Below are 26,796 nucleotides of genomic sequence, written 5' to 3' on the forward strand. Positions count from 1 at the left end.
AACTAGTTACATAAATATCATGCACACAGATTTTCTACCGGAATTAAAACATTTGGGATTTACAGCACGAATTAAAAGGTTGAACGAGAAAATTGTTTCGAGCACCCTTACCCACTATTCCAATCTAAATATAAAACTGGAACCCAACTGGCATGTCATTTTTCTATTGTTAAAGGAAAAGGGCGAGTTGACCGTTACCGAAATAGCCAACGTTCTAGGTTTCTCCCACCCTGCCATAATCAAGATAACCCGAAAAATGATGGAAAAAGGGTATTTGGAAGCTCATAAGGACACTCTTGACGGAAGAAAAACCCTTATTGGAATATCTTCTAAAGGTCTAAAACTATTGCCAGCTTTCGAACAGGAGTGGTCAAGAATACAACAAGTACTCCAAGAAGTTGTAGATGACGATTTTTTGCAAAAGTTGACAGAATTGGAACAAAAACTAAATCATCAAAGTTTTCCAGAGCGTTATCAATACCGGTATGGCCAAACCAATCCCGAATTACCATTTACGGTTCGTAACGCCAAACCTTCAGAATACGAACATATTGGGCAGCTGATGGTTCAGGTATATTCAGGGCTTGATGGCTTTCCAAAACAGGCCGAACAACCTAGCTATTACGAGACTTTAGCAAAGATTGGAGAGTTCACCAAAAAACCTGGTGTGGAACTTCTAGTTGCTGTAACCCCAAAAAACAGGATCATTGGTGGAGTTGTGTACTTTGGGAACATGAAATATTATGGTTCTGGAGGTACAGCTTCTTTGGAAAGAAATGCCTCTGGCTTTAGACTTCTTGCGGTTCATCCGGATGGCAGAGGTCTAGGAGTTGGAAAAGCACTAAGCTTAAGCTGTATTCAAAAAGCCAAAAAGAAAAAACATAAAAACGTGGTGATCCACACCACAGAATTCATGAAAGTAGCCTGGAAAATGTATGAAAAGCTTGGTTTTAAAAGGGCGACCGACCTAGATTTCCTTCAAGTAAAACTAAAAGTTTATGGTTTCAGGTTGAAGATTAAATAGCTGATGCAACTAATTCCCTCCAATCCCAAAACATAAAAAAGGACAACTTGGCAAGCCAAGCTATCCTTCTTATCAACTAAAAAAAATAAATACTCAAAAATTACAACTTGACCCCTATCCCAAAACCAATGATCCAAGGATTAATGTCCACGTCGGCTCCGACGGTTGCGCCAAGAGCTGTAGTGGCATTTATGGTAGCATCAGTATTTAGAAATAGTTTTTTCACATCTGCATTCAAGAACCATTTGTCAGTAAGCATAAAATCAAAACCACCTTGTAGGGCATAACCAATAGTGGTGTCATAATCCACATTGTCCGCCACTGGTCCCTCATCAACTCCATAAAACAATGTTAGGTTAAGACCAGCTCCTACATACGGAACAAAGTTTCCACCTGTAAAGTGGTACTGTCCTGTCAAAGTTGGTGGAAGCAACCATACATGCCCCAAATCAATATCACCAGCAGCAGTACCCTCTGCTTTAACATCATGCTTGGTGGTAGCCAAAATGAGTTCCAAAGACCAGTTTTCATTAAAGAAATAAGAAATATCAAGTTCCGGAACAACAGCCGTGGATATTGATACATCCCCCCCTATCGTTTCAATATCCGCACTCTCATCCGGAGTTACCACAATTCCCCTTAACCTAAATTGCCATGGACTTTCACTATTATCCGTAGGTTCTTGTGCCATAACCCAATTTGAAGCTCCAAGCACAATCATTAAACAAATCACTAGTTTTCTCATTGCTTATGTTTTAAAAATTTATCAAAACTACCCCAGTACTTATTCTGAGAACATGACCTATATCATTGTGCGTTTTTTTGGCTGATTTTTGCATACTAGCAGACTTTAAATGCCCATTTTTTCCTAACCGCTAGAATTAGGTAATTTGCAGTACACAAGTAAAAACCCATGGGAAATTTAATATCGTATCAGCAAGAGATTCTAATCACCGCTATTATTGTTATAGTTATTTTCGGCTTGAACTTTTTGAGCAAGCGAGCTATTCGAAGATTCGGAAGAGTCAGTTCCATCAACATTAACAATAGAAAAATTATTTTCTATTTGAGCAATTTGTTCTTTTATGGTGTAGGGATAATTGTAATAACACTTATTTGGGGTGTAAACCTTCAAGAGTTTTCAGTGTTTATCTCTTCCGTACTTGCAATTGTAGGCATTGGCTTTGTTGCACAATGGTCTATTCTTTCCAATTTGACCGCCAGTGTAATTTTATTCTTCAGTCACCCCCTAAGGCTTGGTGACCGAATTAGGGTATTGGATAACGATTTCGACTGGACCGGAAAAGTGGAAGATATCAGTGGTTTTTACCTTTTTATGCGTACCGATGATGGCAGAAGAATTACCATTCCGACAAACTTGGTCATTCAAAAAGGCATTGAGATTTTACAACACGACCAAGAAGTAGGGTCGACGGATAAGATTCAATCGAACTAATTACAAAACACCTACGGGAAAGTCCTATAATTTGTTTTATTTTGATGCGTAAACATTAACCTAATGAACCCTTCTGCTTCCGGTTGGATTAACAAATTTGGGCACCTTGTCAAAAATAAGCCTGGAGCTTTCGCGAATTTTGAAAGTCTGTACCAAGAACTTAAAAGTAATGGTTTTGTTTATGGGATTCACATCGATATTCCTAAGTTTATTAAAGTTGAACACGAGTTGACCGAGGATGAGGTTGCTAAAATCAACCTTCTTACGGCCTTGTATTTCACCTACCAGTTTGAGAAAAAAGAAAGTGACTTCGAGCTTTTTGTAAATACTGTTTTTGGTTATTATGAATCACTTGAAGTAGGTAAAATTTCATTTCTCAATAAAATCTTGACTGGAAGTCAAACTGAATCACAGCTTGAAAAACTAATAGATTCTAGGATTTATTTGGGAGGAAACGCTTTTAACCGCGCATTTGGGAACAGTTTGACCAATTCATTATTGTATGTGGATGTGCTGATTTTTAGAATATATCTTCAAGCTCATGCTCCCGTTATAGCACACGCGCAACATTTGGAATATGTAACCATCAACATTGCATATCAGGCATTAAATTCCAAGGAAACCCAAAAGGAAGATGACAAACTAGTTCAACTTTTAGGGTCGTCGCTTACCTATCTGGATTTGGAACAGACAAATTTGGATGGTAACTATCGCGAATTATTGAAAGAAAACTTTACTGAATGCGAAAAGGATTACTTCATGGATATGGCCTGTTTGACCTTATGGGAAGACAAGCATTTGGACCCCAAAGAATCGGACTATATTTTTGGGCTTGGAAGTGTTTTGGGGAGGTCAAAAAACGAGGTCAAATCTGCCTTGGATTTTGTTCAATTTTTCTTTGAAAAAAACAAGTCAAAAATTGGATATTTAAATGACAAAAATGTAGCTGTTCAATTTTACGAAGGCATGTCAAAAAATGTTGGTAAATTAATTTTAAGAAACAGTAAAAGATTAAAAAAAGAACTTACCGAAAGTAAAGAATTGGTTTCTCTTTTATCCAAGTCCGCGACCAAAGAACTGAATGCTCAAGAAAGAAAAAAAGTTCAAAATCAGCTGTTGGATATTTTTAAGACCATACCATCTCTAGCGATTTTCATGCTACCGGGCGGAGCCGTTTTATTGCCTATTTTTATCAAGTTGATTCCAAAATTATTACCTTCAGCCTTTGACGACAACAGAGTGGACTAAAATTCTTCAATTTTAGATGAAAAAGTCACTATAAGAAAAATTTATACTTACTTTTTAGTGAATTTATCAAATTGAAATTCAGTTTTTTAAATTACTTTACTCCAACCATAACTTAAAGTCTCGTACACGCTCTCTACTCACAATGATTTCTTGCCCATTAAAGCGGTTCAACTTGATTTGAAGCCTAGAATTTGTGTATGAAATGATATCATTTATGTGATTGATGTTCACATAAAACTTTCGACTGACCCTGAAGAAAGTTTTTGGAGACAGCTCCTCCTCTAACTGCTCAAGTGTAGTGTCCAACAAATAATTTCTGCCCTCCAATGTTGCGGCATAAGTACCCTTGTTCTCGCTATAAAAACATTCGACCTCATCGGCATTTACAATTTTCAAGTGTTGGCCGACCTTGACTGTAAATCGTTTTTTATATTCTCTTTCCAAAGGGTTTACCAAAAGCTTTTTTATGTCGTTAAAATCAACCGATAATTTTTGATTTTCCGGCTTAAAATTTTGGTACTTTTTTACGGCTGTTTCCAGCTCTTCATCATCTATGGGTTTTAGCAAATAATCGATGCTATTTAACTTGAATGCTTGAAGAGCATATTCGTCATAAGCGGTAGTAAAAATTATGGCACTTTTGACTTCGATAAGATCAAAAATTTCGAAGGAAAGACCATCGGACAATTGTATGTCTAAAAAAATTAAATCCGGATGTTGGTTGTTTTGAAACCACTCGATGGATTCTTCCACCGAATGAAGCATAGTAGAAACCGACACATTAAGTTCTAATAACAATCTACTTAACCTTCTCGCTGCTGGCTTTTCATCTTCAATGATAATTACATTCATTCCTTGAGTTTAAATTTGTAAAAACATCATTTTTTGTGGTTCTGACTATTTGAACCTGTCCATTTCCTTTTTGTCCTTATCTATATATTTTTGAATTTGGCGCTCTTCCCAGTTTTCACCAAACAATACATTAAACCCAAAGGTTTTGGATGCATGGAGCAATAATCCAATTCCCCATGCGCCCAATGTTATAAAGTGCTGCCATTGCCAAAAATCTTCGGAATGCAAGTAAATATTGACCAGTATAAAGGTGTTGATCACTATATAAACTGCCAAATGGATGTAAAACCCTTTTATTTCTGCGACCTGTTTTTTAGCCCTTTTGTACTTATCCTTATCAAAATTCTCCATGACTACCTCCATTTTTTTGTTTTCTCATCCTCTTCCATCAATTCTTTAATCTTGCGCTCTTCCCAATTTTTACCGAAAAAGGGATTGAGGTTGAAAGTTCCGATAGCGTGGAACAGAACACCTATTCCCCATCCAAAGGCAGCCCATAAAAACCACATGTAACGAAATTCATTGGTCAAATAGTTGATCAAGGCAAGTGCCGATATCACCATGATATATGACCATAAATTGGCATAAAACTTTTTTAGCTCATCTACCCTTTCTTTGACTCGTATATATTTACTTTCTTTATTTGAATGCTCCATTTTGGTCGGTATTGGATAATTATTAAATATAGGTATTCATTAGAATTTATCGTCTCGCATAAGTTCTTGTATTGTGCGTTCTTCCCAGTTTTTCCCAAGGAATGGGTTGTATCCGGTAGCATGCATCCAATGTAGAATTAGTCCGAAGCCCCAGCCAAGAGCGGGAAAAACCACCCATATAAAACTTGTAGTTTGATAATTGATATAGGCTAAAAAGGGAATAACCAGGCAATAGGTCAATAAATTGGTATAAAAATCTTTGAGTTCCTTAACTTTTTCTTTGGCTCTTTGATACTTGTATTCATCTTGATTTTCCATATGATTTGTTTTGATGTTTGTTAATGACACCTCAAAATTCCATATAAATAAGGGTTGATAAAAAAATGGATTCGCGAACTGTTGTTTTATGCGGATGAATTGTTCTTAGGCATTCAGACAATATTAAAAATCATCTTTATCCATCAGTTCCTGAATTTTTCGTTCTTCCCAACGTTTACCCCAAAGCGGGTTATAGCCATAAGCTTCCATCCCGTGGGCAATAACTCCAAATCCCCATCCTAATGTGGGGAAAAATGCCCATAGAAAATCCGTAGTCCTAAAATTTAACCACCATAAAAAGGGAATCACAATGCAATAAGCGGTAAGGTTAGAATAAAAATCCTTAATGCCTTTCACTTTTTCTTTGGCTTTTAAATAGCGTTTTTCTTCAATATAGCTTTGTTGGGTTTCCATGACTGAAATCTGCTCGGTAAGCATGGGCAATCCTACACTGAACTCGGAATTGGTCTTGGATATGACAACCTCCCTATCAGTAAGAATGCCATATCGTTGTTTGATATTTTGAAGTCCTACCCCACTACTCTTTTTAACCACTTGCTTCTCTTGAAGATTATTGTGTACCACCAACATTCTATCTTCTTCCATTACTTTTATATGAAGGGGTTTGGAAGCAGTGACCACATTGTGCTTTACAGCGTTCTCCAAAAGTAATTGCAATGACAAGGGCACTATTTTAGCATTTGGGTCACCGCTTTTTTCAGGGATTTCAAATACGATACTGTCTTCAAACCTCATTTTCAAAAGCCTCACATAGGTGCGTGCAAAATTGAGCTCTTCATCAACCGTGACCAAGTCTTTGTTTTTCTGTTCAAGCACATACCGATATACTTTGGAAAGTGATGTAGTGAATTTCTGTGCCTGGTCCGTATCCTCCTCTATCAAACTCGTCAATACATTAAGGCTGTTGAACAAAAAATGGGGGTCTAACTGATTTTTCAAAGCATCGAAACGAGCTGAGGCCGTCCCCGCAATAATTTTCTGCTTCTTTACCTCCTTCTTTTGAAGTGCCCTATAAAAATAAAAGGCATGTGTGAAAAGTGAGGCTATTATAGTAATTGTAATGGCTATAATATAGGAATCCGGTTTTTCTCTTCTTAAAAACTCCAAGAATGAGTTACCTGTGTAATAGAAATGAATCAAATACCTTAACAATCCGAAGGTGATGACAGTAAGAATAAGTGCACCTACAGCACCAAACCACAATCTTTTCCGAGGATTTTTTTCCCAAGAATAGCGGATGTTCATGCCATCATAATAATAGGAATTGACAGCCGTCAATCCAAACGAAAAAATAAGACTGATAATAATATCACGTTTTATACTTTCAAATGAATAATCGCCATCCCCAAAAACAAAAATGCTAAGGATGGCGACAAATATGGCTATCAGTAAAGAAACTTTGACAACCTTTATAAAGTTCTGCATACTTACGACTTACATTGCTCTAGTACTTGTTCTGCCCTATCTTTTCCCCAAGAAGGATAGAATGGGGTTTCGCTGTTAAAATTAGCAAAAAGTTCCAAGGCCCTTTCCACATCCTTGCAATAAGGGGTAGTATCTTTTCCGAAGTAACGGGCCGAACCCATATCCCATTCCGCTTTCGAGAAAACAACCCTTGGATTTTCAGGGGCTATTTGCAAAGCTTTTTCATATAACTGTGCATTTTTTCCTGATAAAGTCATTCCATAAGTGGCTCCATCAAATGCAATCCACGCAGTATTGATCATCGCTTCTTGCACAAGAATTTCGGGATTGTTGGGAGAAATAGCTTTTGCCAAATCGATAAACTCCTTTGCTTTTCCCAATTGTTTGGACAGTTTTTCCAAGTCTTTTTCTCCAAATGAAGAAATCGTATTGATTTGGGCCACATAATAATAAGGCAACCAATTGTCCTGTTCTGCCATGGCAATTCGTTCAAAAAGGTTTGCCGCTTCCACAGGTTTTTGGTCATTCCAGAGTTGAAAGGCCTTTTTCATTCCGTTGGTGTACTGGTCTTGGGCACTTAGAGTCCCGATAAATAATAGGATTAATAATTTGGCCAAGGTTTGCATATTTATTCGTTTTTAGATTATTAGCTGCACAAAAATGCTCTTAGCTCATCAAAAAGGAAAGAAACAATTACTGAACTGTAATTTTAACGGGACGAATTGTATAAGCACGAAAAAGGCCCTGTAATCAGCTGATTACAGGGCCTTTCTATAAATAAGAATCAATTATTTACTATAATCTTTGTGTATCGCCTCATCAAAAGCTTTCCAATGGGCATCGGTCATTCTATCGGGTGTGAAAAGACAGATTCCGGCTGCTCCATTTTCCATGGAGCCCGCGATGGCTTCCGCAATCTCCCCAGGTAATAAACCATGGTTTTCCGGATCTTTTTCATCGCCCTTCTTTTCAGGTTTGGGACAGATGAACAGTCCACTATAAACAGGTACATCAGCTCTAGCTGTTTCAACTTCTTCTTTGACAATCTCTCCTACCCAAGATGGTTTTTCCAAATAGAAGTCGTTGTAATTCATTGGATATACCGCATCCAAATTCCATTTATCCCATTCTTGTCTCACCATTTTTTTGGCCATTGATGGACCTGGAAAAACAGCTGCATTTATCTTTTTGCCCTTAGCATGTACCACATCTGCCAAATGTGCCACCAAATTGGTGATTAAATCATATCTATACTGCTTCCATTCCTGTACTTGTGAAGGATCTTCCACTGTTTTGATATCAATTCCAGTTTTTGCCTTGAAGTCTTCGGTACATTTCTCAGAATAGCAATAATCATATTCTGGGAACTCCCTATCCATCACCAATCCATATTTGTCCCATAGACCACGTGCCAGAATTACATCAGGAAAGCGGATATAATCCAAATGAATACCATCAACTTCTTCTACTTCAGCCACACTTCTGTATAAATCAGCCAAAAAGTCGTGCACTCCCTCATGACAAGGACTAAGAAACGTGTAATATGGCACATAAGCGGGTTTATCAAACGCTGATTCACCATTGCGATTAACGGCATACCATTCTTTTTTAATTTTTGGATTTTTCCCTTGGACCATTGTCGGAATCCAAGCATGGAATTTCATTCCAGCATCTTTTACCAGTTTACCTACCCTTTTGTAAGTTTCAGGGTCATGTCCTCCATTGTACATTAACCCATCGATTCCTTTTTGTTTAAGATCTTTAAACTGGGCCTTCAACTCTTCATCGGTAGCTTCCCCGGGTCCGCCTGTCCATGCATAAACCGGAATCTTATACTCCTTTTGGGAAGCTAAATCGGTTTCAGATTTTTTTGATTTGCACGAGACCAATAGTGTCAATACGGACGCTACAAGTAAAAATTTGTTCATTTTTATCATCTTTTATTCTAATCGGATATGAATTTATACAAACTTTTTGGGTTGACTTATATTCTTAGCTAAATAACGCCTCTCCCAATACGAACACCGATTCTTCGACGTAAACACTCATCCTTATTCACAAAAAATAGCTTCTTTAAAAAAGAAGAATACAATTCTTTAAAATATTTTTTCTCGTGGGTGCAACCATTTTGCTTTTGAACTGTCATTAGGTGGAAACATCAAAAAACGATTCAATCTAATTTCAAAATCAAAAAACAGATGAAGAGAAAAAAGGATAGGCATAGACCTATGCGTTTACTATTTGGATTATGTCTTTTTTTGGGCACATTGACCGCAAGTGCTCAAAACAATTACACCATTAGCGGAAACGTCAAGGACAAAATTAATGGGGAGACGCTTTTCGGGACATCAATCTTTTTAAAGGGTACTACTATTGGAGCTATTACCAATGAGTATGGTTTCTATTCCATAACTGCCCCAAAAGGATCATATACCCTGGTTTTTTCGCATTTGGGGTATCAAGAAATATCGATGCAGGTGGTGTTAGATCAAAACCAAAAAATCGATATGGAAATAGAAGAGTCCTCCACTCAGCTTGATGAAGTAGAGGTAACCGCCGAAGAGCCCGAAAGAGCTATTTTAAGAAAACCTGAAATGAGCGTTTCCAAGCTCAATATTAAAACCGTAAAACAGATGCCAGTGGTTTTGGGAGAAGTGGATGTTATCAAATCCCTTCAAATCTTGCCAGGGGTAACCAACAATGGTGAAGGTTCCAGTGGGTTTCACGTTCGGGGCGGTGCCGTGGACCAGAACCTGGTTTTGTTGGATGAAGCCATTATTTACAATACTTCCCATATGCTTGGTTTTTTCTCGGTTTTCAATGCCGATGCCGTAAAAGACCTGAAACTTTATAAAGGAGGTATTCCCGCAAAGTTTGGTGGCCGTGTGTCTTCCGTACTTGATGTTAGGCAAAAAGACGGGAACAGCAAAAATTTTGCCTTGACCGGGGGAATAGGAGCTATTTCAAGTAGATTGGCAGCAGAAGGTCCCATGTTCAACGACAGAGGCTCTTTCTTAATTGCGGGGCGAGGTTCCTATGCCCATCTATTCTTAAAGTTGGCAGGAGAAAAGAATAGCGTGAGTTTCTATGACCTCAACCTGAAGACTAACTATCGTCTTAATGACAATAACAAACTATTTCTTTCAAGTTACTTTGGAAGGGATGTCTTTAATTTTGATGGCTCATTCAGCAGCAGTTACGGAAATGCTTCCGGAAATTTAAGGTGGAACCACATCTTCAACGAAAGACTATTTTCCAACCTATCTCTTATTTACAGTAAGTACGATTATGAATTGGGGATTGAGGATTTTGAGTTTGACTGGATTTCTTCCATCAAAAATTACAACGCCAAATACGATTTGAAATATTACTTCAGTGATGCCTTTAAACTCGATTTTGGAGTCAGCACAATCAAGTATGAATTCGACCCTGGTCAAATTAGACCAACTGGCCCTTCCTCTGCAATCAATGAGCTGCAACTGGATAAAAAAAGAGCTCTGGAAAGCGCAGCATATATCAATGCAGAACACAAACTAACAGATAGATTAACGGCACAGTACGGTCTTAGGTTCAGTCATTTTAACCGAATGGGCGGTCAACCCCTATCTGAATATGCCAATGACCAACCTTTAGTCTATAATCCTACACTGCGTTTTTACCAAAGAACTGACCCCATTGGCGAGATTGTTTACAAGAAAAGTGAGAGCATCAAAAAGTTCAGTAATTTTGAACCGCGTCTCGCATTAGCATATCAACTCAATGATTACTCTTCCATAAAATTAGGCTACTCAAGAGCAGCTCAATATATTCACTTATTGTCCAACACCTCCTCAGTGACCCCTCTTGATGTTTGGACTCCCAGCGGAAAATACATCAAACCACAATTGTCAGATCAGTACGCCTTAGGATATTTTAGAAATTTTAGAGACAAAATGTATTCTTTGGAAGTTGAAACCTATTATAAAACTGTAGACAATCGTATCGATTACATTGATGGTTCTGACCTCATTGGAAACAATACCATAGAAAGAGAAATCCTTAATGGAGAATCTAGAGCGTATGGTCTGGAACTATTGCTCCGTAAGAATGAAGGTCCTTTAACAGGGTGGATTTCTTATACCCTCTCAAAATCAGAACAACGGACATTTGGCGGCAACGCTGGTGGTCCTGGAATCAACAATGGGAACTGGTACAATACACCTCACGATAGAACCCATGATATTTCAGTTACCGGTGCATATCAATTTAATGATAAGTGGAGCTTTGGCGCCAACGCCATTTTCCAAACGGGAAGGCCTGTAACTTATCCCAATGGGCAATACCAATATGAAGGAATATCCATTGCGTCATATTCTGACCGTAATGCAGACAGGTTACCTGCTTATTACAGATTGGATGTTTCGGCAACGTACAAACCCAACAGAAAACCACATAAAAAGTGGAAGGGAGAATGGGTGTTTGGAATTTACAATGTATTCAATCGGAAAAATGCTGCAGCCATTTCATTTGGACAGAATTTTGAAACCGGAGTGAATGAGGCAACCCGTACGGCAATCTTCGGCATAGTCCCTTCAGTAACCTATAACTTTAAATTCTAAAAAACGATGAAACTATATTATAAAATCCTATTCAGCACTTTACTTCTTGGCATTGTATCGTGCACAGATGTTATCGAAGTTGATGTTCCCGAAGGGCCAATCAGACTAACTATTGAAGCATCATTGGACTGGGAAAAGGGAACCTCTGGCAACCAACAGACCATATTGTTGAGTACCTCTACCCCCTACTTTGAAAGTCAAAACAATTCCGCAGTGACAGGCGCCAATGTTTTGGTAAGGAACAACGATACCGGTGCCGTTTTTAATTTTGATGACCAAAACGATGGAAGCTATACTACATCTTCTTTCGTTCCCATCTTGGGGGATTCATACACTTTGGAAGTTTTATACCAGGGTGAAACGTACACCGGCACAGAAACCATGATGCCCGTAAGTGATATTTCAGCAATTACACAATCTAAAGAAGACGGGGAAGATGATGAAGCTCTTGAGGTCAATGTTTCTTTTTTGGACCCTGCAGATATCGAAAATCACTACTTCTTGAGATTTCAAAGTAGGGTTGACCGATTGCCAGAGCTCTTTTATATAAAGGACGAATTTGTGGATGGCAACGAGGTAACCTTCTACTATGAAAAAATTGAGGACGAGGATGATAACATTGAAGAATTCAAACCTGGTGATACCGTTGACATTGTGTTGTTGGGAATTTCAGAGGATTATCATAATTATTTGCGTCTTCTCGTAGAACAATTCGAAAGCGCTGGTGACGCCTTTAGTGCAACCCCAGTTGCCTTGGTAGGCAATTGTATAAATGTGGACAATCCGGAAAACATTCCTTATGGTTATTTCCGGGTTTCCGAAAAAGTAGAAAGCAGCTTCACGTTTGAGTAGTTTTTGTTTTAGGTTGACAATCCCAAAGTTCGAATCTTCGGCTTTGGGATTTTTTTGTTTTTGCAAAGTGTAACATCCTAGGACACCTTTCATCTTTTGAATAGTTTACAATTCAAAGTATATGATACGACCAGCCAGAACAACTGCATACTCTTTTCTTTTTATAATTGGACTTTTTCTTTCTGGATGCAATAATCCCAAAACAACAAATAAAAAAGTACTCGATGAGCACGACGTGGAGTTCCTAATGGGAGGTTTTGCCAAAAACGGAATAGATTCCCTTTACATTGTTAAAATGGAGGATTCTATCCGTAAAGGGGTTTATCCCAACATTCACAGCGTCCTTATAATGAAAAATGGGGAGTTGGTTTATGAAAAGTACTTTAAAGGTAGAGATGAATTATGGGGAGATGACTTAGGAATCGTCAACCATCATAAAGATAGTATTCGCGACATACGAAGTGTCTCAAAAAGTATAGTGGCAGCTTGTATTGGAATTGCCTTAAAACAAGGAAAAATAGATAGTCTATCTCAAAGTATTTTTGATTTTTATCCAGAATACAAACAGTATGATACTGATCTCCGGTCCCAAATTACCGTGGAAGATCTTTTGACTATGACTTCTGGAATGGAATGGAATGAGAGCGTTCCTTATTCTGACCCAAGAAACAGTGAAATTCAAATGACTGCCAGTAAAGACCCCATTGAGTTTATACTGAGCAGACCCATGGACACCGTTCCTGGTACTGTTTGGGAATACAATGGCGGAACCACACAATTGCTGGCATCTATAATTGAGAAAACAAGTGGCAAGACCATTCACGAGTTTGCAAAAGAATATTTATTTACGCCACTTGGAATTGAGAATTCTACATGGACCTATTTTCCTGATTTGGATTTGCCGGCAGCAGCATCTGGTCTACGATTAAAATCAAGAGACCTGTTAAAGTTTGGAATGCTGTATTCAAATGATGGAGTTTGGAAAGACCAACAGCTATTACCTTTTGAATGGATTAAAAAATCCAAGGAACCGCGCGTTTGGTTCGGCAGAAACAATAATGTCGGTTACGGATATCAATTTTGGATTTTTAAGGCCAACACGATTAACCCAAGTCAAAATCATTTGATTCCAGCTGCAGTTGGTAATGGAGGTCAACGAATTTATATTGATGAGAAAAACAACTTGATTATTGTTGTTACGGCGGGCAATTATAACAACTGGACACTAAAAAAGGATTCAGACGCTTTAATTATGGATTTCATATATCCTTCCTTGTCAAAATAAATCAACCATCTGACTTCGCTTTAGTGGCGTATATCACTATAAGTTTTGTGGGAAAAGAGAATCAAAACGTTCTTTTTTGATCTTAAACATCAAATTAATTATATATTTAAGTTACTCATTACCAGTTTTTTATTATATTAGGATACTAGGATGTCTTCATTTTTCTTGCCCCTACCCTCCTAGTTTGTTCCCCACATAATTGATCCTTACTTGCACTCTTGTAGGTTGATTCATGCTGTTCGGAATTGAGCAAGACGCCGATTACCAAATTCGAAAGCTAATTCAAATTATATCAACCTTTAATTCTGCACTCTATGAAAACAACTGCAAGTAAGCTGTTCTCAGCTTTTATTACATTGATCGTTACCTGTTCGACCTTGGCCCAGGAAAAAACTACACAGTCCTTTTGGGTACACGAAGACCAGGTAAAACCTGCTATGCTCATGGAATATGAACAAGCAGCCAAACAACTCGTGGATAACTGCAAGAAGTTTGACATTAAAACTCTAGGGTGGATAACATCCCAGACTGACGATTTTAGGTACCTCTATGTATCTCCTATCAACTCCATGGCCGACATTAGTTACGAAGGGTTTAAACCACTACGCGAAAAAATGGGAGCCGATGCTTTTGACAAAATGTTCGCGGATATGGACAAATGTTATACCTCCCATGGAGATTATGTGTTGGTCCTGGATCACGACCTATCGTACATGCCCGGTGGCATAACCCAAACGCCCGAGGGGCAAAATTACCGTCGCTTCTTCTTTTTATATACAACACCTGGCGATGTAGGCCCTTTGACCGAAGCAATCAAGAATGTCAAAAAAATGTATGAGGAAAAAGGCTCAAAATCACATTATAGAATATACCGAAGTGGTTTTGGCAATATGGGAAACTATTTCATGGTCGCTGTTGCTTCCAAAGATGCCATTGCGTATGAAACTCAGGGCGAAGCAAATGATAAACTTCTTGGTCCAAAAGCAAAAGAAGTATTTGGGAGTGTAATGAAATATGTGACCAAAATGGAAGAAGTAAGTGGAAAAATGCGGCCTGATCTTGCATATACTCCTATGGAGTAAGCTACAGCCCTGACCGAAAGGTAAGGGGAGTCTTTACTAACTCTTAAAACAACTAAAATGAAAAAACTATTTTTAATGTTGTTGGTTCCCAGCGTGTTATTCGCACAGGAAAATCAACAGGTACCAATGTTTATGAATGTGATGTTAACCGCTCATCCAGCCAAGATTTCAGAGTTTGAGACCGGCTTGGCCGCCCATAACAAGAAATACCATGCCGAAGGTCCTACCTCAGTGAGTGTATTTTGGATAGCTAGTGGAAAAAATTCAGGAAAGTACATTTGGAGCATGGGCCCTACAACTTGGGCGACCATGGATGAAGCGAACAATCCTGATTCGGAGCATTCAGCTGACTGGAATACCAACGTAGCTCCTTATGCAAAAGGTGAAATGGAAACCACTTTTTGGAAAAATGACCCAAAACATTCCAATTTCAACAAAGATTTTGAATTGAAGAATCTTTCCATTTATATGCTGGATATGAAACGGTTCAAGCAACAACAATTTATGGATGTCTTGGACAAAGTCTATAAAGTTTTTAAAACCAAGGATGGCGACCATCAGTGGGGAGTATATTTTAATGAACTCACCAATATGGATGGTCAGGATATGGTGTGGGTAGACTTTTTTGATAAATCTGCTTGGATGGGAAGGGAAGACAAATTCCCACAATGGTACGAAGAAGTTCACGGACCGGGTACTTTTATGGGCTTCTTGAGTGATTTCGAAAGTGCCACAAGCGGAAGTCAACAAGAACTTTGGATGTTCCGTCCCGATTTAAGCGGTTCCAGCGGACAAGTCCAAGCAAGGCAATAAGCATTATCTTTCATATAAAGCAGGAGCTCCATGCTCCTGCTTTTCCAATAAACAACACTTCACAAAACATGCTGGAATTGTGCACCTTATTTACTTTATCTTTACTAAAAGTGAGGTGATGAATATAACAATACGACTGGTTTTGTTTTTCGGTTTGGTCAGTGTCATGGGCATTGCCCAAAGTCCAACGACCAACTTTTTGAATTCTTTGAACGCAGAGCAAAGGAAAAAAGCAGCGATGGGTTTTACCGATGATTCCAGAGAATCTTGGCACTTTTTTCCTGCGTCTATGTTGGAAAAAAAGGGTGTTTCCTTAGGTGAACTGACTTCTTCCCAAAAAGATTTTTTCCACGCCATGCTTAAAAGCCACCTCAGCCAATCAGGTTATCAGAAGGCTATGAAAATCATTGAACTGGAAGATGTATTGCTAGAGCTCGAGGGAAATGCAAACATGAGAGATTCAAGCAAATATTATATTTCCGTTTATGGCGACCCTAATAAAGACCATATCTGGGGCTGGTCCTTTGAAGGACATCATCTCTCACTGAATTTCACTGTTGTAGGTGATCATGTCTCATTTGCGCCTAGGTTCATGGGTGCATCTCCCGCTATTGTTAAACAAGGAAAACGAAAAGGTCACCGTACTACATTGGCAAATGAGGAAGATTTGGCCCTAGAACTTATAAATTCATTGGATTCCAATCAAAAAAGCGTAGCGATCTTCAGTAAAACTGCCTTCAACGAGATTTTGACATTTGTAGAGTCAACAGTAAAACCATTTGAAACTGTTGGCATCTCTATGGATGCTCTAAATCCAAAGCAACAAGAGCTACTTTGGAAACTGATTTATGAATATATTTCAGCCATGCCCACTAATTTGGCTAAAAAACGCCTCTCAAACCTTAAGCAAGAGCAATCTTCAAACATCTATTTTGGATGGGCTGGTGATACGGTCTTGGGCAAACCACATTACTATCGAGTTCAAGGCAAAAGCTTCTTGATTGAGTTTGATAATGTTCAAAACAATGCCAATCACATTCATTTGGTCTGGAGAGATTTTGATGGGGATTTTGGCAGGAACCTCATCCATGAGCACTATCAAAATTCTAATCATCATTAGGCGAAATAACGAGCCACTATTATAAAATTGACTATCGGTTTTTGTAACTTTCGAACCGAATTTTTGATTCATTTAATGGTGTTTAGAACATCCCAGAAAAATACTAACTGAATTTTCAAGCCTTGTATATTCCGCACTACTATAAAAATGAGAATATTGACGAGATCAAAACATTTCTTAAAGAAAATGGCTTCGGTATTTTGGTCAATCAGGTCGATGGTAAACCTTGGGCCACACATATTCCGCTGGAATTGAACAAAGATTACCAAGGAAATGATGTTTTAGAGGGACATATTTCTAAAGCCAATCCGCAATGGAAGGCTTTTGAAGCATCCAAGGATGTTTTGTGCATTTTCAATGGTCCCCATGCTTATGTGTCTTCTTCCTGGTACAACGAAGAGGAAGTGCCCACCTGGGATTATATAGCTGTGCATGTATACGGGAAGTTAAAGGTCTTGAATGAGGAAGAAACCATGGAATCCCTTCACAGACTTGTGGACAAGTACGAAGCAAGTTCCAAAAATCCGATATCACTACACGATATGTCACCAAAAACGCTTAAGCAGGTCAAGGGCGTGGTAGGATTTCAAATTGAGATCAAAGATATTCAGGCTGCCTATAAGCTTTCACAAACTCGACCACAAGACCACCCAAAAATTGTGTCCGAACTCTCAGAAAGAGAAGATTACGGAAGTAAAGCAATTGCTCAAAAGATTGGTATTCAAAAGTAGTTATTCGTTATCAAGAAATTTGGTATCGGCCCATCCTGAGTATCGTGGATTGTCCACATGCATAATCCAAAGATCTTCTTTATATGCCCCTTTCATTTGTGATCGATAAGCTGCATAGGCATCCTCATTTTCCTGATATTTTGCGAGATACACATAGTTAAGGCCATTATCTGGGTTCTTGAAATATTTAGCATCAAGACCTTTGCTCTTTAGCTCTTTAATGAAGTTCTTAAGGTAAAGTTCATTCTTGAATACATTGGCCACTATATAATGACCCTTACCAATACCATCAAGATTTATGAATTTCTCGACGGGTTTGAAAGCACCTCCTGTAAACGTACCCTTTTTATTGGACGACTTTGCTACGGATTTAGCTGTTTTGATGGTTTTCGATTTGGTCTCAGTATTTGAAGCGACCAGCGTCTGCTCCATAGTCTTATAAATAGAATCCAAATCCGAGGTGTTTTTGGCTAAATAGATTTGTTTTGCCTTCGATTCTACATCGGGATGTTTATTGCCCGTTCGCCTTTCGACCATTCGCATGACCATTTCAAAACGTTTCTCTAGGTCTTGCTGCCTATTTTTCTCCAAAGAATCCATTTTAAAGACCAGTTCATTTATTACAGCATAGTTGTCAGCTTGCTGCTCCTTCAACTGCCTGACCTGTTCTTCCCAGAAGGCCAAGTCTTCTTTGTTCGTTGGTCTGAGGGTCGTTTCAGCCTCCAACTTACTTTTCTTTGACTTTTTCTTTTCTTTTTTGATATCTGCGACAAATGTTCCTTCAATTGGTTTTCTTGTGGAACCCTCCTCATTGGATGCCAAAACATTTCTTGAAAGATTGGGGACAAAGGAAAATGCTATGGAAACCTCGTGGGTCACTCCCAGATTGGTAAAACTATTATTGATGTTTTTCTCAAAATTATATCCGAAGGATAATCGTCGGTTTAAATTAAATCCTGTACCAGCGGATGCACCATAAAATTGGTCATAACCCCCTTGAATCCATCCAACTTTAGGTAAATCAAGAATTAATCCACCACCAAAAATGGGTTCTGAATCTCCTTCAAACCGAGCCCTAGCCAAAGGCAAAAGTCTCCCATCTTCAAAAATACCTGCTCCGTTTTCAAATTCATGTGCATACTGGATATGTCCAGAAAAAGTTTTCTCTGCGAAATCGGTCAAGGATTTACCTGACCTTATATTATAGTCCACCAAATTTTGAGCAAACACCCCGACATCGAATTTCCCCAAGGAAAGATTCATTCCAGGCTGAAAAGAAATAATGGAATTTTGGGTGGCATCATTCAATATTGGGTCATCTTCCAAGGTCACCGCCCTATCTGGGTCAAAACTACTCACATAATAGGGAATGTTCACTCCAAAACTCAGACTACTCTTTTGTCCTAACTGGATTCCGTGCGAATAGTTGGCCATAACCCCTAAATTGGAGATTACTCCTTCTTGTTGGTTGTACAGGCTCACACCCAATCCGACCCGATCATTGATACGGCCACTATAGCTCAGAAAGTAGTTTTGGTTGTTATCATTAAAATCCGCGCTTTGACTTCTATGAAACAGGTTAACATATGATTTGTCCTCCCGTACCGCAGAAAAAGTCGGATTAATCAAAAATCGATTGAACTTCAATAGGTTTTGAAATGGAACATCGTAGCTTACATAGGGATTACCTTCTTGAGCTTTTGATTCAATGACAAAAAAACAAGGTAAAATCAATAGGAGAAGCCGAACATTACGACCTAAGCCGATATTTTTGCAAAGAATGGGTAGTTGTATTGCCATAGCCAAAAATTCTTAGTAGGTTGAACACCCCTTTTGGGATAATAGGTATGTGGTTTTTGTTTGGTCTCATTAGCAAGATTTGGGATACTTGTAAGAGTTTTATTACTATAATATATGTAATATTAAGTGTTTTGTCGACAAAAAACCAATTTAATCGTTGAATTGCATGGTTATTTGCCAACAAGCACCATAGTACAACGTTAATAATCGTTTTTTCTTATAAATCAGCATCTTATCTTTTAATTTTTAATGTATATTTTTTTATTTCATGGTATTTTTATCCCTCTTTAGACATTCTTTATTCTATGGGCGATCAAATCAAAATTGAAGCGTGTACAGAGGAACATTTTGAAGTTTTCAGAACTTTAAACGAAGAATGGATCATCAAATATTTCAAGATTGAAGAGATGGATCGTATCTCCCTAAACAATCCGAAAGAATACATCTTAGATAAAGGTGGGTACATTGCCATTGCATTTCTTAATAATGAGCCTGTAGGAGTTTGTGCTCTTATTAAAAGTAATCGTAAAGGGTTTGATTTTGAATTGGCTAAAATGGGTGTTTCCCCGGAAGCTCAAGGCAAAGGTATAGGCAAGCTCTTGGGGCAACATATTATTGACAAGGCCAAATCGCTCAAGGCCTCCAGATTATATTTGGAAAGCAATAGAGTTTTGGGCCCTGCACTAAGGCTTTATAAAAAACTGGGGTTTCGAGAAATTATTGGCGCTTCATCCCCTTACGAGCGAAGTAACATTCAAATGGAATTAGACCTGACCAATTCCTAAGGCGTTGTCGCGTTAATCCGCTCCGTTCCATCTTAGTTTCATATCTCGTTAAAAATGAGTATATTATAATATTCATTCTAAAATTCCAACATCATGGGAACAGTAAAAAGTTTAAACAAATGGGCCAATGCCCATACCTATTATCCTTTGGATTTGATACGCGTTGCCCTTGGAATATTTCTTTTTTACAAGGGAGTGGAATTTATGACCAACCATGAACAAATGGCTGTAATGGTTAGGCCTTTTGAAGAAATGCCCGGTGGGATGATTCTTTTGCACTATATAGCCCCGGCTCATTTTGTCGGTGGTTTTTTAATTGTTGTAGGGTTGCTTACACGCTGGGCCGCCGCTGCGCAATTACCCATATTGATTGGAGCTGTGCTGACCAATTTTATGGGAGAGATGAATACAACAAATCTCGTTTTGGCAACAATCACTTTATTGGTATGTATCTTTTTCTTTATTTATGGTTCTGGAAAACATTCAGCGGATTACTATTTAAAGATGCAGCAGTAGTTTTCAGATCTCCGAATCATAAGTTGTCCAGTTGATTGCTTTTGCCATCGGTGCTAATGGTCCAAAAGAACCCAACAAAAAAGAAGCTATCGGCCGGTGGTGTTATGGCCCTTCTATTGTAAACTCCGTTCGTATTCGGAGTGTTTGCGTATTGATAATCACTGATATTGTTAAAACCCAATACGTTGCTGACCGAGAAGTATAGAATTTTTTGCTGATCTATCAAATAGGCCCAATTTACACTTAGGTTATTGAATGCTCTTGTTTTCTCTGCCATGAACGCTTCTGAGTTGGGGTTATTGTAAGGCCTTCCAGACCCATAAGAATAAGAAACCCCAACTTGCGAACGAAGTTTATCCATCCAATATTTGGTCACTACAGAGAAGTTGTGCTTCGGAGCAAAGTTTGGAGTTGCTCTTCCAGTGAAATTTCGAAAGTCGCGTTCAGTATCCAGATAGGAGTAAGAAACCCAATAGTCCAAGTTATCAATGCTCTTATTATCTCTCCAAAAAACATCCACTCCTGCGGCATACCCATTGCCTTGGTTGGTAAAATTGGAATTGAATTGGGGAAGTTCAGTATCGTACTTTACTAAATTGTCATAATCTTTGTAATATCCTTCAGCTCTGAATGTTTTTCCGTCACCAACATATTGATAGTTTAAAATGTAATGTGAGGTTTTCTCAGATACAAGGGGTTCGCCATATTTTGCCACATTGGTTATAGGGTTTTGATAGAAATCGCCATACGCCAAAGAAAACTGTCCCTTGTCACCTGGCTTATAGGCTACCGAAATTCTAGGAGAAACCGTGAAATCCTTAATAAGCGAGCTATGTTCTCCCCTAACTCCAAGTTTTATAGCGAATTGATTGCTAAAAAAGATGTCGGCCTCCGTAAAACCAGCCCAAAGTTGGTCGTCGTAGTTACTGTCAAATGTAAATCCATCATTGGTTGAAAAAGTTTCTTCGTAATCTGTATTGAACAGTTCCGAGCCGAGTGTTAGGTTGAATCGATTACTGAAATTCTTTTTTGCTTTTACCTTTAAATGGGTTGCCGTTTCCTTTGTTTCAATAGTATCCTCCCGTAAGTCGATATCGTTAGTGTCCCATGAAATGGCTGCTCCGGTAGTTACGCTCCAGTCGTTTTCAAAGAAGTATTTATAAGATGAATTAAAATAAAGGTTATTGTTCTTTAATCTGAAGCGTACAAAATCGTCAAAATTGATGTCCTCTTGATTAATATCCAAATCGGCATTATTGAACCCCGTGTAAAGCTTGAACATGCTTTTTTCTCCTTTACTGCGGAACACAGCTTCTCCTGAAATGGATTCATAGGGACTGTTCCAGCTCACTCCTTGGTTTGAAGGAATCAATGCTTCATAAGGTGACAGATTGATATAGGAGGTATTTAGGCTCAGTGATTCATCTCCCCAAATCTTGGTATGTCCCAAGCCCCCACCTACCGACATTACAGATATATCTGTTTTCTCCTGGTCAGGAACATCGGTCGTATTTAAAAGGAGTACACTTGATAAAGCTTGGCCATATTCCGCGGAATATCCACCTGTGCTAAATGTAATGCCCTTGAACAGAAATGGTGAGAAGCGTCCTCTGGTCGGCATATTGTTGGCGGTGGCGTTGAAGGGCTGAAAGACCCGAAGTCCATCGATAAATACTTGTGTCTCTTCTGCTGACCCACCTCTTACAAAAAGGCGTCCATCTTCATTTACCGTGGTGGTTCCTGGTAAAGTCTGGAGAGCGGCAACAAAATCTCCGGCAGCACCAGCAGTTGTTACAATATCCAGAGGCTTTAGAACCGAAACCTTCGAATTGTCCCCAGCCTCAAAAGTACCGGCTGTAAGAGTCACTCCTGTAAGGGCATTTATGGATTCTATCAGTTGTATTTGAAGGTTTTCAAAGTACTTGACATCCCCAATCTCGTAATGTGGGTCAAACGATAATATGGAAACCACTAAAGTTTGTGTGCCAGTTTCGGTGGTCTCAAAGCTGAATTTTCCATTTTCTGTAGTAAAGGCACCATCATAAGTTCCTTCCAAGTATACATTTGCTCCCACAATTGGATTGTTTTTGGTATCGGTAACAATACCTGATACTGTAGTTTGGCAAAAAAGTATTCCGGTATTTACTATCGCTAAGAGTAAAAGAATCCTGTTTTTCATGACTGTTCGTTGTTTGATGGCTCAAAATTGCTTTATTGCCTTTTGGATAACCAATCAGAAATACCGAATTGTAAATTCTCAATGATGAATTGACAAACAGTTCAATTTGGATGTTGATTCTGCCAGCTATAAATTTTTACCTCTATTTCTTCATTTCCCTATAGATGAAATCGATGGTTTTTCATATTTTTATTTCTCAAACCTATACTACATGACCATTACCCAATTGCAATATGTTCTGGCTGTGGCCGAGTACAAAAATTTCACGCTGGCCGCTGAAAAAAGCTTTGTTACCCAACCTACTTTGAGCATGCAGGTGCAAAAGCTAGAGGATGAACTGGACATTTTGATATTTGACCGAAGTAAAAAACCCATTTCCATCACGGAGGTGGGAAAAAAAATTGTGGCTCAAGCTAAGAATATTGTAGCAGAGGCAGAACGCATAAAGGACATCGTGGATCAAGACAAGGGGTTTATTGGTGGTGACTATACCATAGGTATAATTCCAACAGTAATGCCAACCTTATTGCCCATGTTTTTAAGCACCTTTATTAAAAAATATCCAAAGGTCAACTTGATTATCAAGGAGCAGCCAACCGATGCACTGATACGAAACATACTGGATGGGCATTTAGATGCTGGAATAGCGGCAACGCCTTTAGAAATTGAATTCATCAAAGAACGTCCACTATATTATGAGCCCTTTGTCGGTTATGTCCCAGATGACCATCGACTTTCTCCAAAAAAGGAATTGGAAACCGAAGACCTTGAAGTCGGTGACATTCTGTTGCTTCAAGATGGGCATTGTTTTAGAGATGGGGTAATCAATCTTTGCAAGTCTCCAAGAAACATGAACCAAGAGCATTTTAAAATTGAAAGTGGAAGCTTTGAAACCTTGGTCAGCTTATCAGATGAGGGCATGGGCATGACGCTACTGCCTTATCTAAATACCTTGGATCTGGACCAAAAGAAAAGAGCTCATTTAAAAGAATTTAAAAACCCTTCTCCTGCAAGGGAAATTAGTCTCATTTACCATAAGAGTGAGTTAAAAATACAGATTACAGAAGCATTAAAGGAAGTTATCTCGAGCGTTGTGCGTGGTGCGATTGCGTTTCAGGATGTTGAAATCATAAGTCCTCTTGGAAAAAACTAACCGGATAAAGAAAAAGCCGCTTAAAGCGGCTTTTTTATTTTTTAATTAATAATAAGGTGGGTTGTAATTCTGGTTTGTCTAAAATAAATTGTTGTAACCAGATCTTGAGTTCTTCGATTTCATTTGGTAATAACCTTGAAACGGCTTTCTTCAATTCTTTAGCGAAGAGTTTTGCATCAAAACTAACCTTTGACAGTACAGTTTTGGTGTAATCTAACATTGCTCTGGGCATAGAAATATGATTGTTTTGAATTAAAGGTTGTTCTCTAAATTACAAAAAAACGACCTTAATAAGACTAAATTCAGGTTAAAAATTGAATAATTTCGTGTTAAAATCGATAAACAGTAAAATGTACCACCCATACAATCAACACATTAAGTATTTGTCATTCATTTGTTTAGCAGGATTTTTCTTTCTTTTTAGCTGCTCTTCTTCCCGCTTGACAAAATTTGATAAGCAACTTAATGAGGCTAATCTTCAAAACTCTTTTCACGGATTAGTGGTCATGGATCCAGCTTCTAATAAAGTTTTGTACAACACCAATGGGGACAAATATTTTACTCCTGCCAGCAATACCAAAATAGTTACGCTCTTCACTGGATTAAAAATGATACCAAAGCATTTTCCAACCATGAAGTATCTTGAAAAGAACGATTCCGTTTATGTCATTCCCACTGGAGATCCATCATGGTTACACCCGTATTTGATGGATAGTACGGCTATAAATTTCCTAAAACCAAAAAAAAGCGTTTCTGTATATCTGAAAAATTCCGAAACCGAGAGGTTTGGTCCGGGATGGGCTTGGGAAGATTATCATTTTTATTTTTCACCCGAAAGGAGTCCGCTACCCCTTTATGGCAATGTGGCGACAATTATTAATAATGATAGTCTAGAGGTGTCTCCCAAATTCTTTCTTGATAGTGTTCAGGTAACGTATTCAGGAAAAAGAAGGGATGAGTTCAAAAATCAATTTTATATGAATCCGGAACGAAAAGATACAGTTGAAGTACCTTTTATTGTGAAGGAAGAATTGATAAGAAATCTGTTGGAATCCGTTCTGCAAAAAAAGATAGCTGTTTTGGAAAGTTTACCCTTAGCTCAAAAGAAAGTGCTTTACGGTATCAAATCCGATTCCATATATAAAAGAATGATGCATGTCAGCGATAACTTTCTTGCCGAACAAATTCTGATGACCGCTTCATCCACACTTTCGGATACATTGGGCATTCAAAGAGCTATTGACCATATGCTCGAAAACGAACTTTCCTTTTTGGAACAGCAACCACGATGGGTGGATGGGTCAGGATTATCCAGATACAATCTATTCACTCCCAAATCTTTTGTGCAAATCTTACAAAAACTATATCAAGAAGTGGATTCGGAACGTTTGTTCACCCTATTTCCGAATTGGGATGCTACAGGAACCATTTCAAAATGGGATAACCCAACCGTAGAACCCTTTATTTTTGCCAAAACCGGGACTTTGGGCAATAACTTCAATCTTAGTGGTTACTTAAAAACAAAGTCCGGAAAATTATTGATTTTCAGCTTTATGAACAATCATTTTAAAATACCAAACAGTGAAATCCGATTATATATTTACAACCTTCTCAAATCGCTTCACGAGACTCATTGATTTTTTCTTGATTTGCCAATTTCCCAAACTTTGTCAGTATTGTTTTCAGTTTTGGTGAAATATACGTTTCGCAAAAGGGCTTTTGTGGGTTTGAATAATAGTAATTGTGAAACTGCTCTTCGGATGGTTTAAATTGATTAAAGTAATGAACCTTGGTAATCAATCCTTGCTCAAAATCAGATTCCAAATCTCTCAAAATTTGTGTCGCCCGATTAAAATCTTCTTCTGAATAAACATAAACCGCAGAGCGGTACTTGTTTCTGAACGAATGTTCGGAAGTACTTTGATGGGTATGTAAATGGACCGCTATCAAATCTTTTATGGAAATCAAGGATTGGTCATAGGTGACTACAACGGCTTCTGAAAAAGCGTCGTTATCTTCTTTTGGTGAAACAAATCCTTGGTCAACAGCCAAAACTCCCCTAAGAGATTGAAAAACGGCTTCAGTACACCAATGACACCCACCCCCGAGTGCAATTTTTGAGGTATTCATCTTTTATTGGTCGTTAAAACCTCAATCGAATAACTTATTGATTTGGGCCCATTGCAACAACATAATGGTTTTGGCATCTCTTATCTCCCCTGTTTCCATCATTTTTAGTGCTTGGGCAAATGACATTTCCATAACCTCAATGTTCTCGGTCTCGTCATCAGAACCTCCACCTTCACCAACCTTCATATCTTCTTCATAATAACCAATAAAAAAATACAGAATCTCGGTAACCGAACCTGGAGACATATAAGATTCAAACACTTTTTCAACCTTATTGATCTTGTACCCAGTTTCTTCTTCAACTTCCATTTTAATGGTTTCTTCGGCATTTCCTTTTTCCAGTATTCCTGCACAGGCTTCAATCATCATCCCATCTTCATTACCATTTAAATAGGTCGGCATCCGAAACTGTCTTGTCAGTACAACACTTCTTTTGGATTTGTTATACAGAAGAATCACAGCTCCATTGCCCCTGTCATACGCTTCGCGAGCTTGCTCTTCCCATTCACCATCTTCGCGCTGATACTCAAAGATTACCTTGTTCAGTGAATACCAATTATCTGATAGCAGTTCTTTTCTAATGTTTCTGACGTTGCCGTATTTCATTGGTTAAAGGGTTTAGGGTTTAGGGTTTAGGGTTTAGGGTTTAGGGTTTAGGGTTTAGGGTTTAGGGTTTAGGGTTTAGGGTTTAGGGTTTAGGGTTTAGGGTTTAGGGTTTAGGGTTTAGGGTTTAGGGTTTAGGGTTTAGGGTT

At 38.4% G+C, this 26,796-nt stretch carries 27 protein-coding genes; 14 read left to right on the forward strand and 13 right to left on the reverse strand.

Going from position 1 to position 26,796, the window contains the following annotated elements:
* Nucleotides 1–19 precede the first annotated feature (19 nt).
* The gene (locus E4661_RS14180; protein ID WP_136468116.1) at nt 20–1,024 is read left to right on the forward strand and encodes a bifunctional helix-turn-helix transcriptional regulator/GNAT family N-acetyltransferase; all 1,005 of its coding nucleotides are present in this window, start codon (nt 20–22) and stop codon (nt 1,022–1,024) included.
* A gap of 100 nt (nt 1,025–1,124) precedes the next feature.
* Here the strand turns inward: E4661_RS14180 and E4661_RS14185 are convergent, their stop codons facing one another.
* The gene (locus tag E4661_RS14185) at nt 1,125–1,769 is read right to left on the reverse strand and encodes an OmpW/AlkL family protein (protein ID WP_136468117.1); all 645 of its coding nucleotides are present in this window, start codon (nt 1,767–1,769) and stop codon (nt 1,125–1,127) included.
* Nucleotides 1,770–1,937: 168 nt separating this feature from the next.
* On the opposite strand from E4661_RS14185, the gene E4661_RS14190 reads away from it, so the two are divergent.
* Both E4661_RS14190 and E4661_RS14195 read left to right on the forward strand, forming a co-directional pair.
* A complete protein-coding gene (locus E4661_RS14190; protein ID WP_136468118.1) occupies nt 1,938–2,480 on the forward strand; it encodes a mechanosensitive ion channel family protein in 543 nt (180 codons plus the stop codon).
* 63 nt (nt 2,481–2,543) lie between these two features.
* Complete coding sequence (locus tag E4661_RS14195) at nt 2,544–3,728, forward strand: LETM1-related biofilm-associated protein (protein WP_136468119.1); 1,185 nt, start codon at nt 2,544–2,546, stop codon at nt 3,726–3,728.
* A gap of 96 nt (nt 3,729–3,824) precedes the next feature.
* Here the strand turns inward: E4661_RS14195 and E4661_RS14200 are convergent, their stop codons facing one another.
* The 7 genes from E4661_RS14200 to E4661_RS14230 form a co-directional block, all read right to left on the reverse strand.
* The gene (locus E4661_RS14200; RefSeq protein ID WP_136468120.1) at nt 3,825–4,580 is read right to left on the reverse strand and encodes a LytR/AlgR family response regulator transcription factor; all 756 of its coding nucleotides are present in this window, start codon (nt 4,578–4,580) and stop codon (nt 3,825–3,827) included.
* A gap of 45 nt (nt 4,581–4,625) precedes the next feature.
* On the reverse strand, nt 4,626–4,943 hold the full coding sequence (locus E4661_RS14205) for a 2TM domain-containing protein (protein WP_240751487.1): 318 nt from the start codon (nt 4,941–4,943) through the stop codon (nt 4,626–4,628).
* On the reverse strand, nt 4,934–5,236 hold the full coding sequence (locus E4661_RS14210) for a 2TM domain-containing protein (RefSeq protein WP_136468122.1): 303 nt from the start codon (nt 5,234–5,236) through the stop codon (nt 4,934–4,936). Before E4661_RS14210 ends, E4661_RS14205 begins: the two co-directional genes overlap by 10 nt.
* A 39-nt stretch (nt 5,237–5,275) precedes the next feature.
* Nucleotides 5,276–5,554, reverse strand: a complete 279-nt coding sequence (locus E4661_RS14215) for a 2TM domain-containing protein (RefSeq protein ID WP_136468123.1) — start codon at nt 5,552–5,554, stop codon at nt 5,276–5,278.
* A gap of 123 nt (nt 5,555–5,677) precedes the next feature.
* Nucleotides 5,678–7,000: a 2TM domain-containing protein gene (locus E4661_RS14220; RefSeq protein WP_136468124.1), complete on the reverse strand. Its 1,323-nt coding sequence runs from the start codon at nt 6,998–7,000 to the stop codon at nt 5,678–5,680.
* A 2-nt stretch (nt 7,001–7,002) separates the two neighbouring features.
* Nucleotides 7,003–7,626 carry a hypothetical protein gene (locus tag E4661_RS14225; RefSeq protein WP_136468125.1) on the reverse strand — a complete coding sequence of 208 codons (624 nt, stop codon included), beginning with the start codon at nt 7,624–7,626 and terminating at the stop codon, nt 7,003–7,005.
* Nucleotides 7,627–7,788: 162 nt separating this feature from the next.
* Nucleotides 7,789–8,928: a glycoside hydrolase family protein gene (locus tag E4661_RS14230; protein WP_136468126.1), complete on the reverse strand. Its 1,140-nt coding sequence runs from the start codon at nt 8,926–8,928 to the stop codon at nt 7,789–7,791.
* A gap of 270 nt (nt 8,929–9,198) precedes the next feature.
* Here E4661_RS14230 and E4661_RS14235 point away from each other — a divergent pair, with 270 nt between their 5' ends.
* From E4661_RS14235 to E4661_RS14265, 7 genes are all read left to right on the forward strand, one after another.
* On the forward strand, nt 9,199–11,598 hold the full coding sequence (locus E4661_RS14235; RefSeq protein ID WP_136468127.1) for a TonB-dependent receptor: 2,400 nt from the start codon (nt 9,199–9,201) through the stop codon (nt 11,596–11,598).
* A 6-nt stretch (nt 11,599–11,604) separates the two neighbouring features.
* The gene (locus E4661_RS14240; RefSeq protein WP_136468128.1) at nt 11,605–12,450 is read left to right on the forward strand and encodes a DUF4249 domain-containing protein; all 846 of its coding nucleotides are present in this window, start codon (nt 11,605–11,607) and stop codon (nt 12,448–12,450) included.
* A 121-nt stretch (nt 12,451–12,571) separates the two neighbouring features.
* Nucleotides 12,572–13,735 (forward strand): serine hydrolase domain-containing protein, encoded by a 1,164-nt coding sequence (locus E4661_RS14245; RefSeq protein ID WP_136468129.1) that lies wholly within the window; start codon nt 12,572–12,574, stop codon nt 13,733–13,735.
* Between the two features lie 314 nt (nt 13,736–14,049).
* Nucleotides 14,050–14,817 (forward strand): hypothetical protein, encoded by a 768-nt coding sequence (locus E4661_RS14250; protein ID WP_136468130.1) that lies wholly within the window; start codon nt 14,050–14,052, stop codon nt 14,815–14,817.
* A gap of 57 nt (nt 14,818–14,874) precedes the next feature.
* Complete coding sequence (locus E4661_RS14255) at nt 14,875–15,630, forward strand: hypothetical protein (protein ID WP_240751488.1); 756 nt, start codon at nt 14,875–14,877, stop codon at nt 15,628–15,630.
* A gap of 118 nt (nt 15,631–15,748) precedes the next feature.
* On the forward strand, nt 15,749–16,750 hold the full coding sequence (locus E4661_RS14260) for a DUF3500 domain-containing protein (protein WP_136468131.1): 1,002 nt from the start codon (nt 15,749–15,751) through the stop codon (nt 16,748–16,750).
* Nucleotides 16,751–16,872: 122 nt separating this feature from the next.
* Nucleotides 16,873–17,481 (forward strand): FMN-binding negative transcriptional regulator, encoded by a 609-nt coding sequence (locus E4661_RS14265; RefSeq protein WP_136468132.1) that lies wholly within the window; start codon nt 16,873–16,875, stop codon nt 17,479–17,481.
* Here the strand turns inward: E4661_RS14265 and E4661_RS14270 are convergent, their stop codons facing one another.
* Nucleotides 17,482–19,281, reverse strand: coding sequence for a PorP/SprF family type IX secretion system membrane protein (locus E4661_RS14270; RefSeq protein ID WP_136468133.1), 1,800 nt, complete (start codon nt 19,279–19,281; stop codon nt 17,482–17,484).
* 305 nt (nt 19,282–19,586) lie between these two features.
* Here E4661_RS14270 and E4661_RS14275 point away from each other — a divergent pair, with 305 nt between their 5' ends.
* On the forward strand, nt 19,587–20,066 hold the full coding sequence (locus E4661_RS14275; protein WP_136468134.1) for a GNAT family N-acetyltransferase: 480 nt from the start codon (nt 19,587–19,589) through the stop codon (nt 20,064–20,066).
* A gap of 93 nt (nt 20,067–20,159) precedes the next feature.
* On the forward strand, nt 20,160–20,582 hold the full coding sequence (locus tag E4661_RS14280; RefSeq protein ID WP_136468135.1) for a DoxX family protein: 423 nt from the start codon (nt 20,160–20,162) through the stop codon (nt 20,580–20,582).
* A 16-nt stretch (nt 20,583–20,598) separates the two neighbouring features.
* Here E4661_RS14280 and E4661_RS14285 read toward each other — a convergent pair whose 3' ends face one another.
* The gene (locus E4661_RS14285) at nt 20,599–22,761 is read right to left on the reverse strand and encodes a TonB-dependent receptor (protein WP_136468136.1); all 2,163 of its coding nucleotides are present in this window, start codon (nt 22,759–22,761) and stop codon (nt 20,599–20,601) included.
* A gap of 211 nt (nt 22,762–22,972) precedes the next feature.
* Between E4661_RS14285 and E4661_RS14290 the strand changes: the two genes are divergently transcribed.
* Complete coding sequence (locus E4661_RS14290) at nt 22,973–23,914, forward strand: LysR substrate-binding domain-containing protein (protein ID WP_136468137.1); 942 nt, start codon at nt 22,973–22,975, stop codon at nt 23,912–23,914.
* A 34-nt stretch (nt 23,915–23,948) separates the two neighbouring features.
* Here the strand turns inward: E4661_RS14290 and E4661_RS14295 are convergent, their stop codons facing one another.
* Nucleotides 23,949–24,146, reverse strand: a complete 198-nt coding sequence (locus tag E4661_RS14295) for a hypothetical protein (protein ID WP_136468138.1) — start codon at nt 24,144–24,146, stop codon at nt 23,949–23,951.
* 208 nt (nt 24,147–24,354) lie between these two features.
* Here E4661_RS14295 and E4661_RS14300 point away from each other — a divergent pair, with 208 nt between their 5' ends.
* Nucleotides 24,355–25,551: a D-alanyl-D-alanine carboxypeptidase gene (locus tag E4661_RS14300; RefSeq protein WP_240751489.1), complete on the forward strand. Its 1,197-nt coding sequence runs from the start codon at nt 24,355–24,357 to the stop codon at nt 25,549–25,551.
* Here the strand turns inward: E4661_RS14300 and E4661_RS14305 are convergent.
* Nucleotides 25,526–26,044, reverse strand: coding sequence for a peptide-methionine (S)-S-oxide reductase (locus tag E4661_RS14305; RefSeq protein ID WP_136468139.1), 519 nt, complete (start codon nt 26,042–26,044; stop codon nt 25,526–25,528). The genes E4661_RS14300 and E4661_RS14305 overlap by 26 nt on opposite strands.
* A gap of 21 nt (nt 26,045–26,065) precedes the next feature.
* On the reverse strand, nt 26,066–26,650 hold the full coding sequence (locus E4661_RS14310; protein WP_136468140.1) for an NUDIX domain-containing protein: 585 nt from the start codon (nt 26,648–26,650) through the stop codon (nt 26,066–26,068).
* Between the last annotated feature and the right edge of the window lie 146 nt (nt 26,651–26,796).

This window comes from Flagellimonas onchidii (genome assembly GCF_004804315.1).
GTDB lineage: Bacteria > Bacteroidota > Bacteroidia > Flavobacteriales > Flavobacteriaceae > Flagellimonas > Flagellimonas onchidii.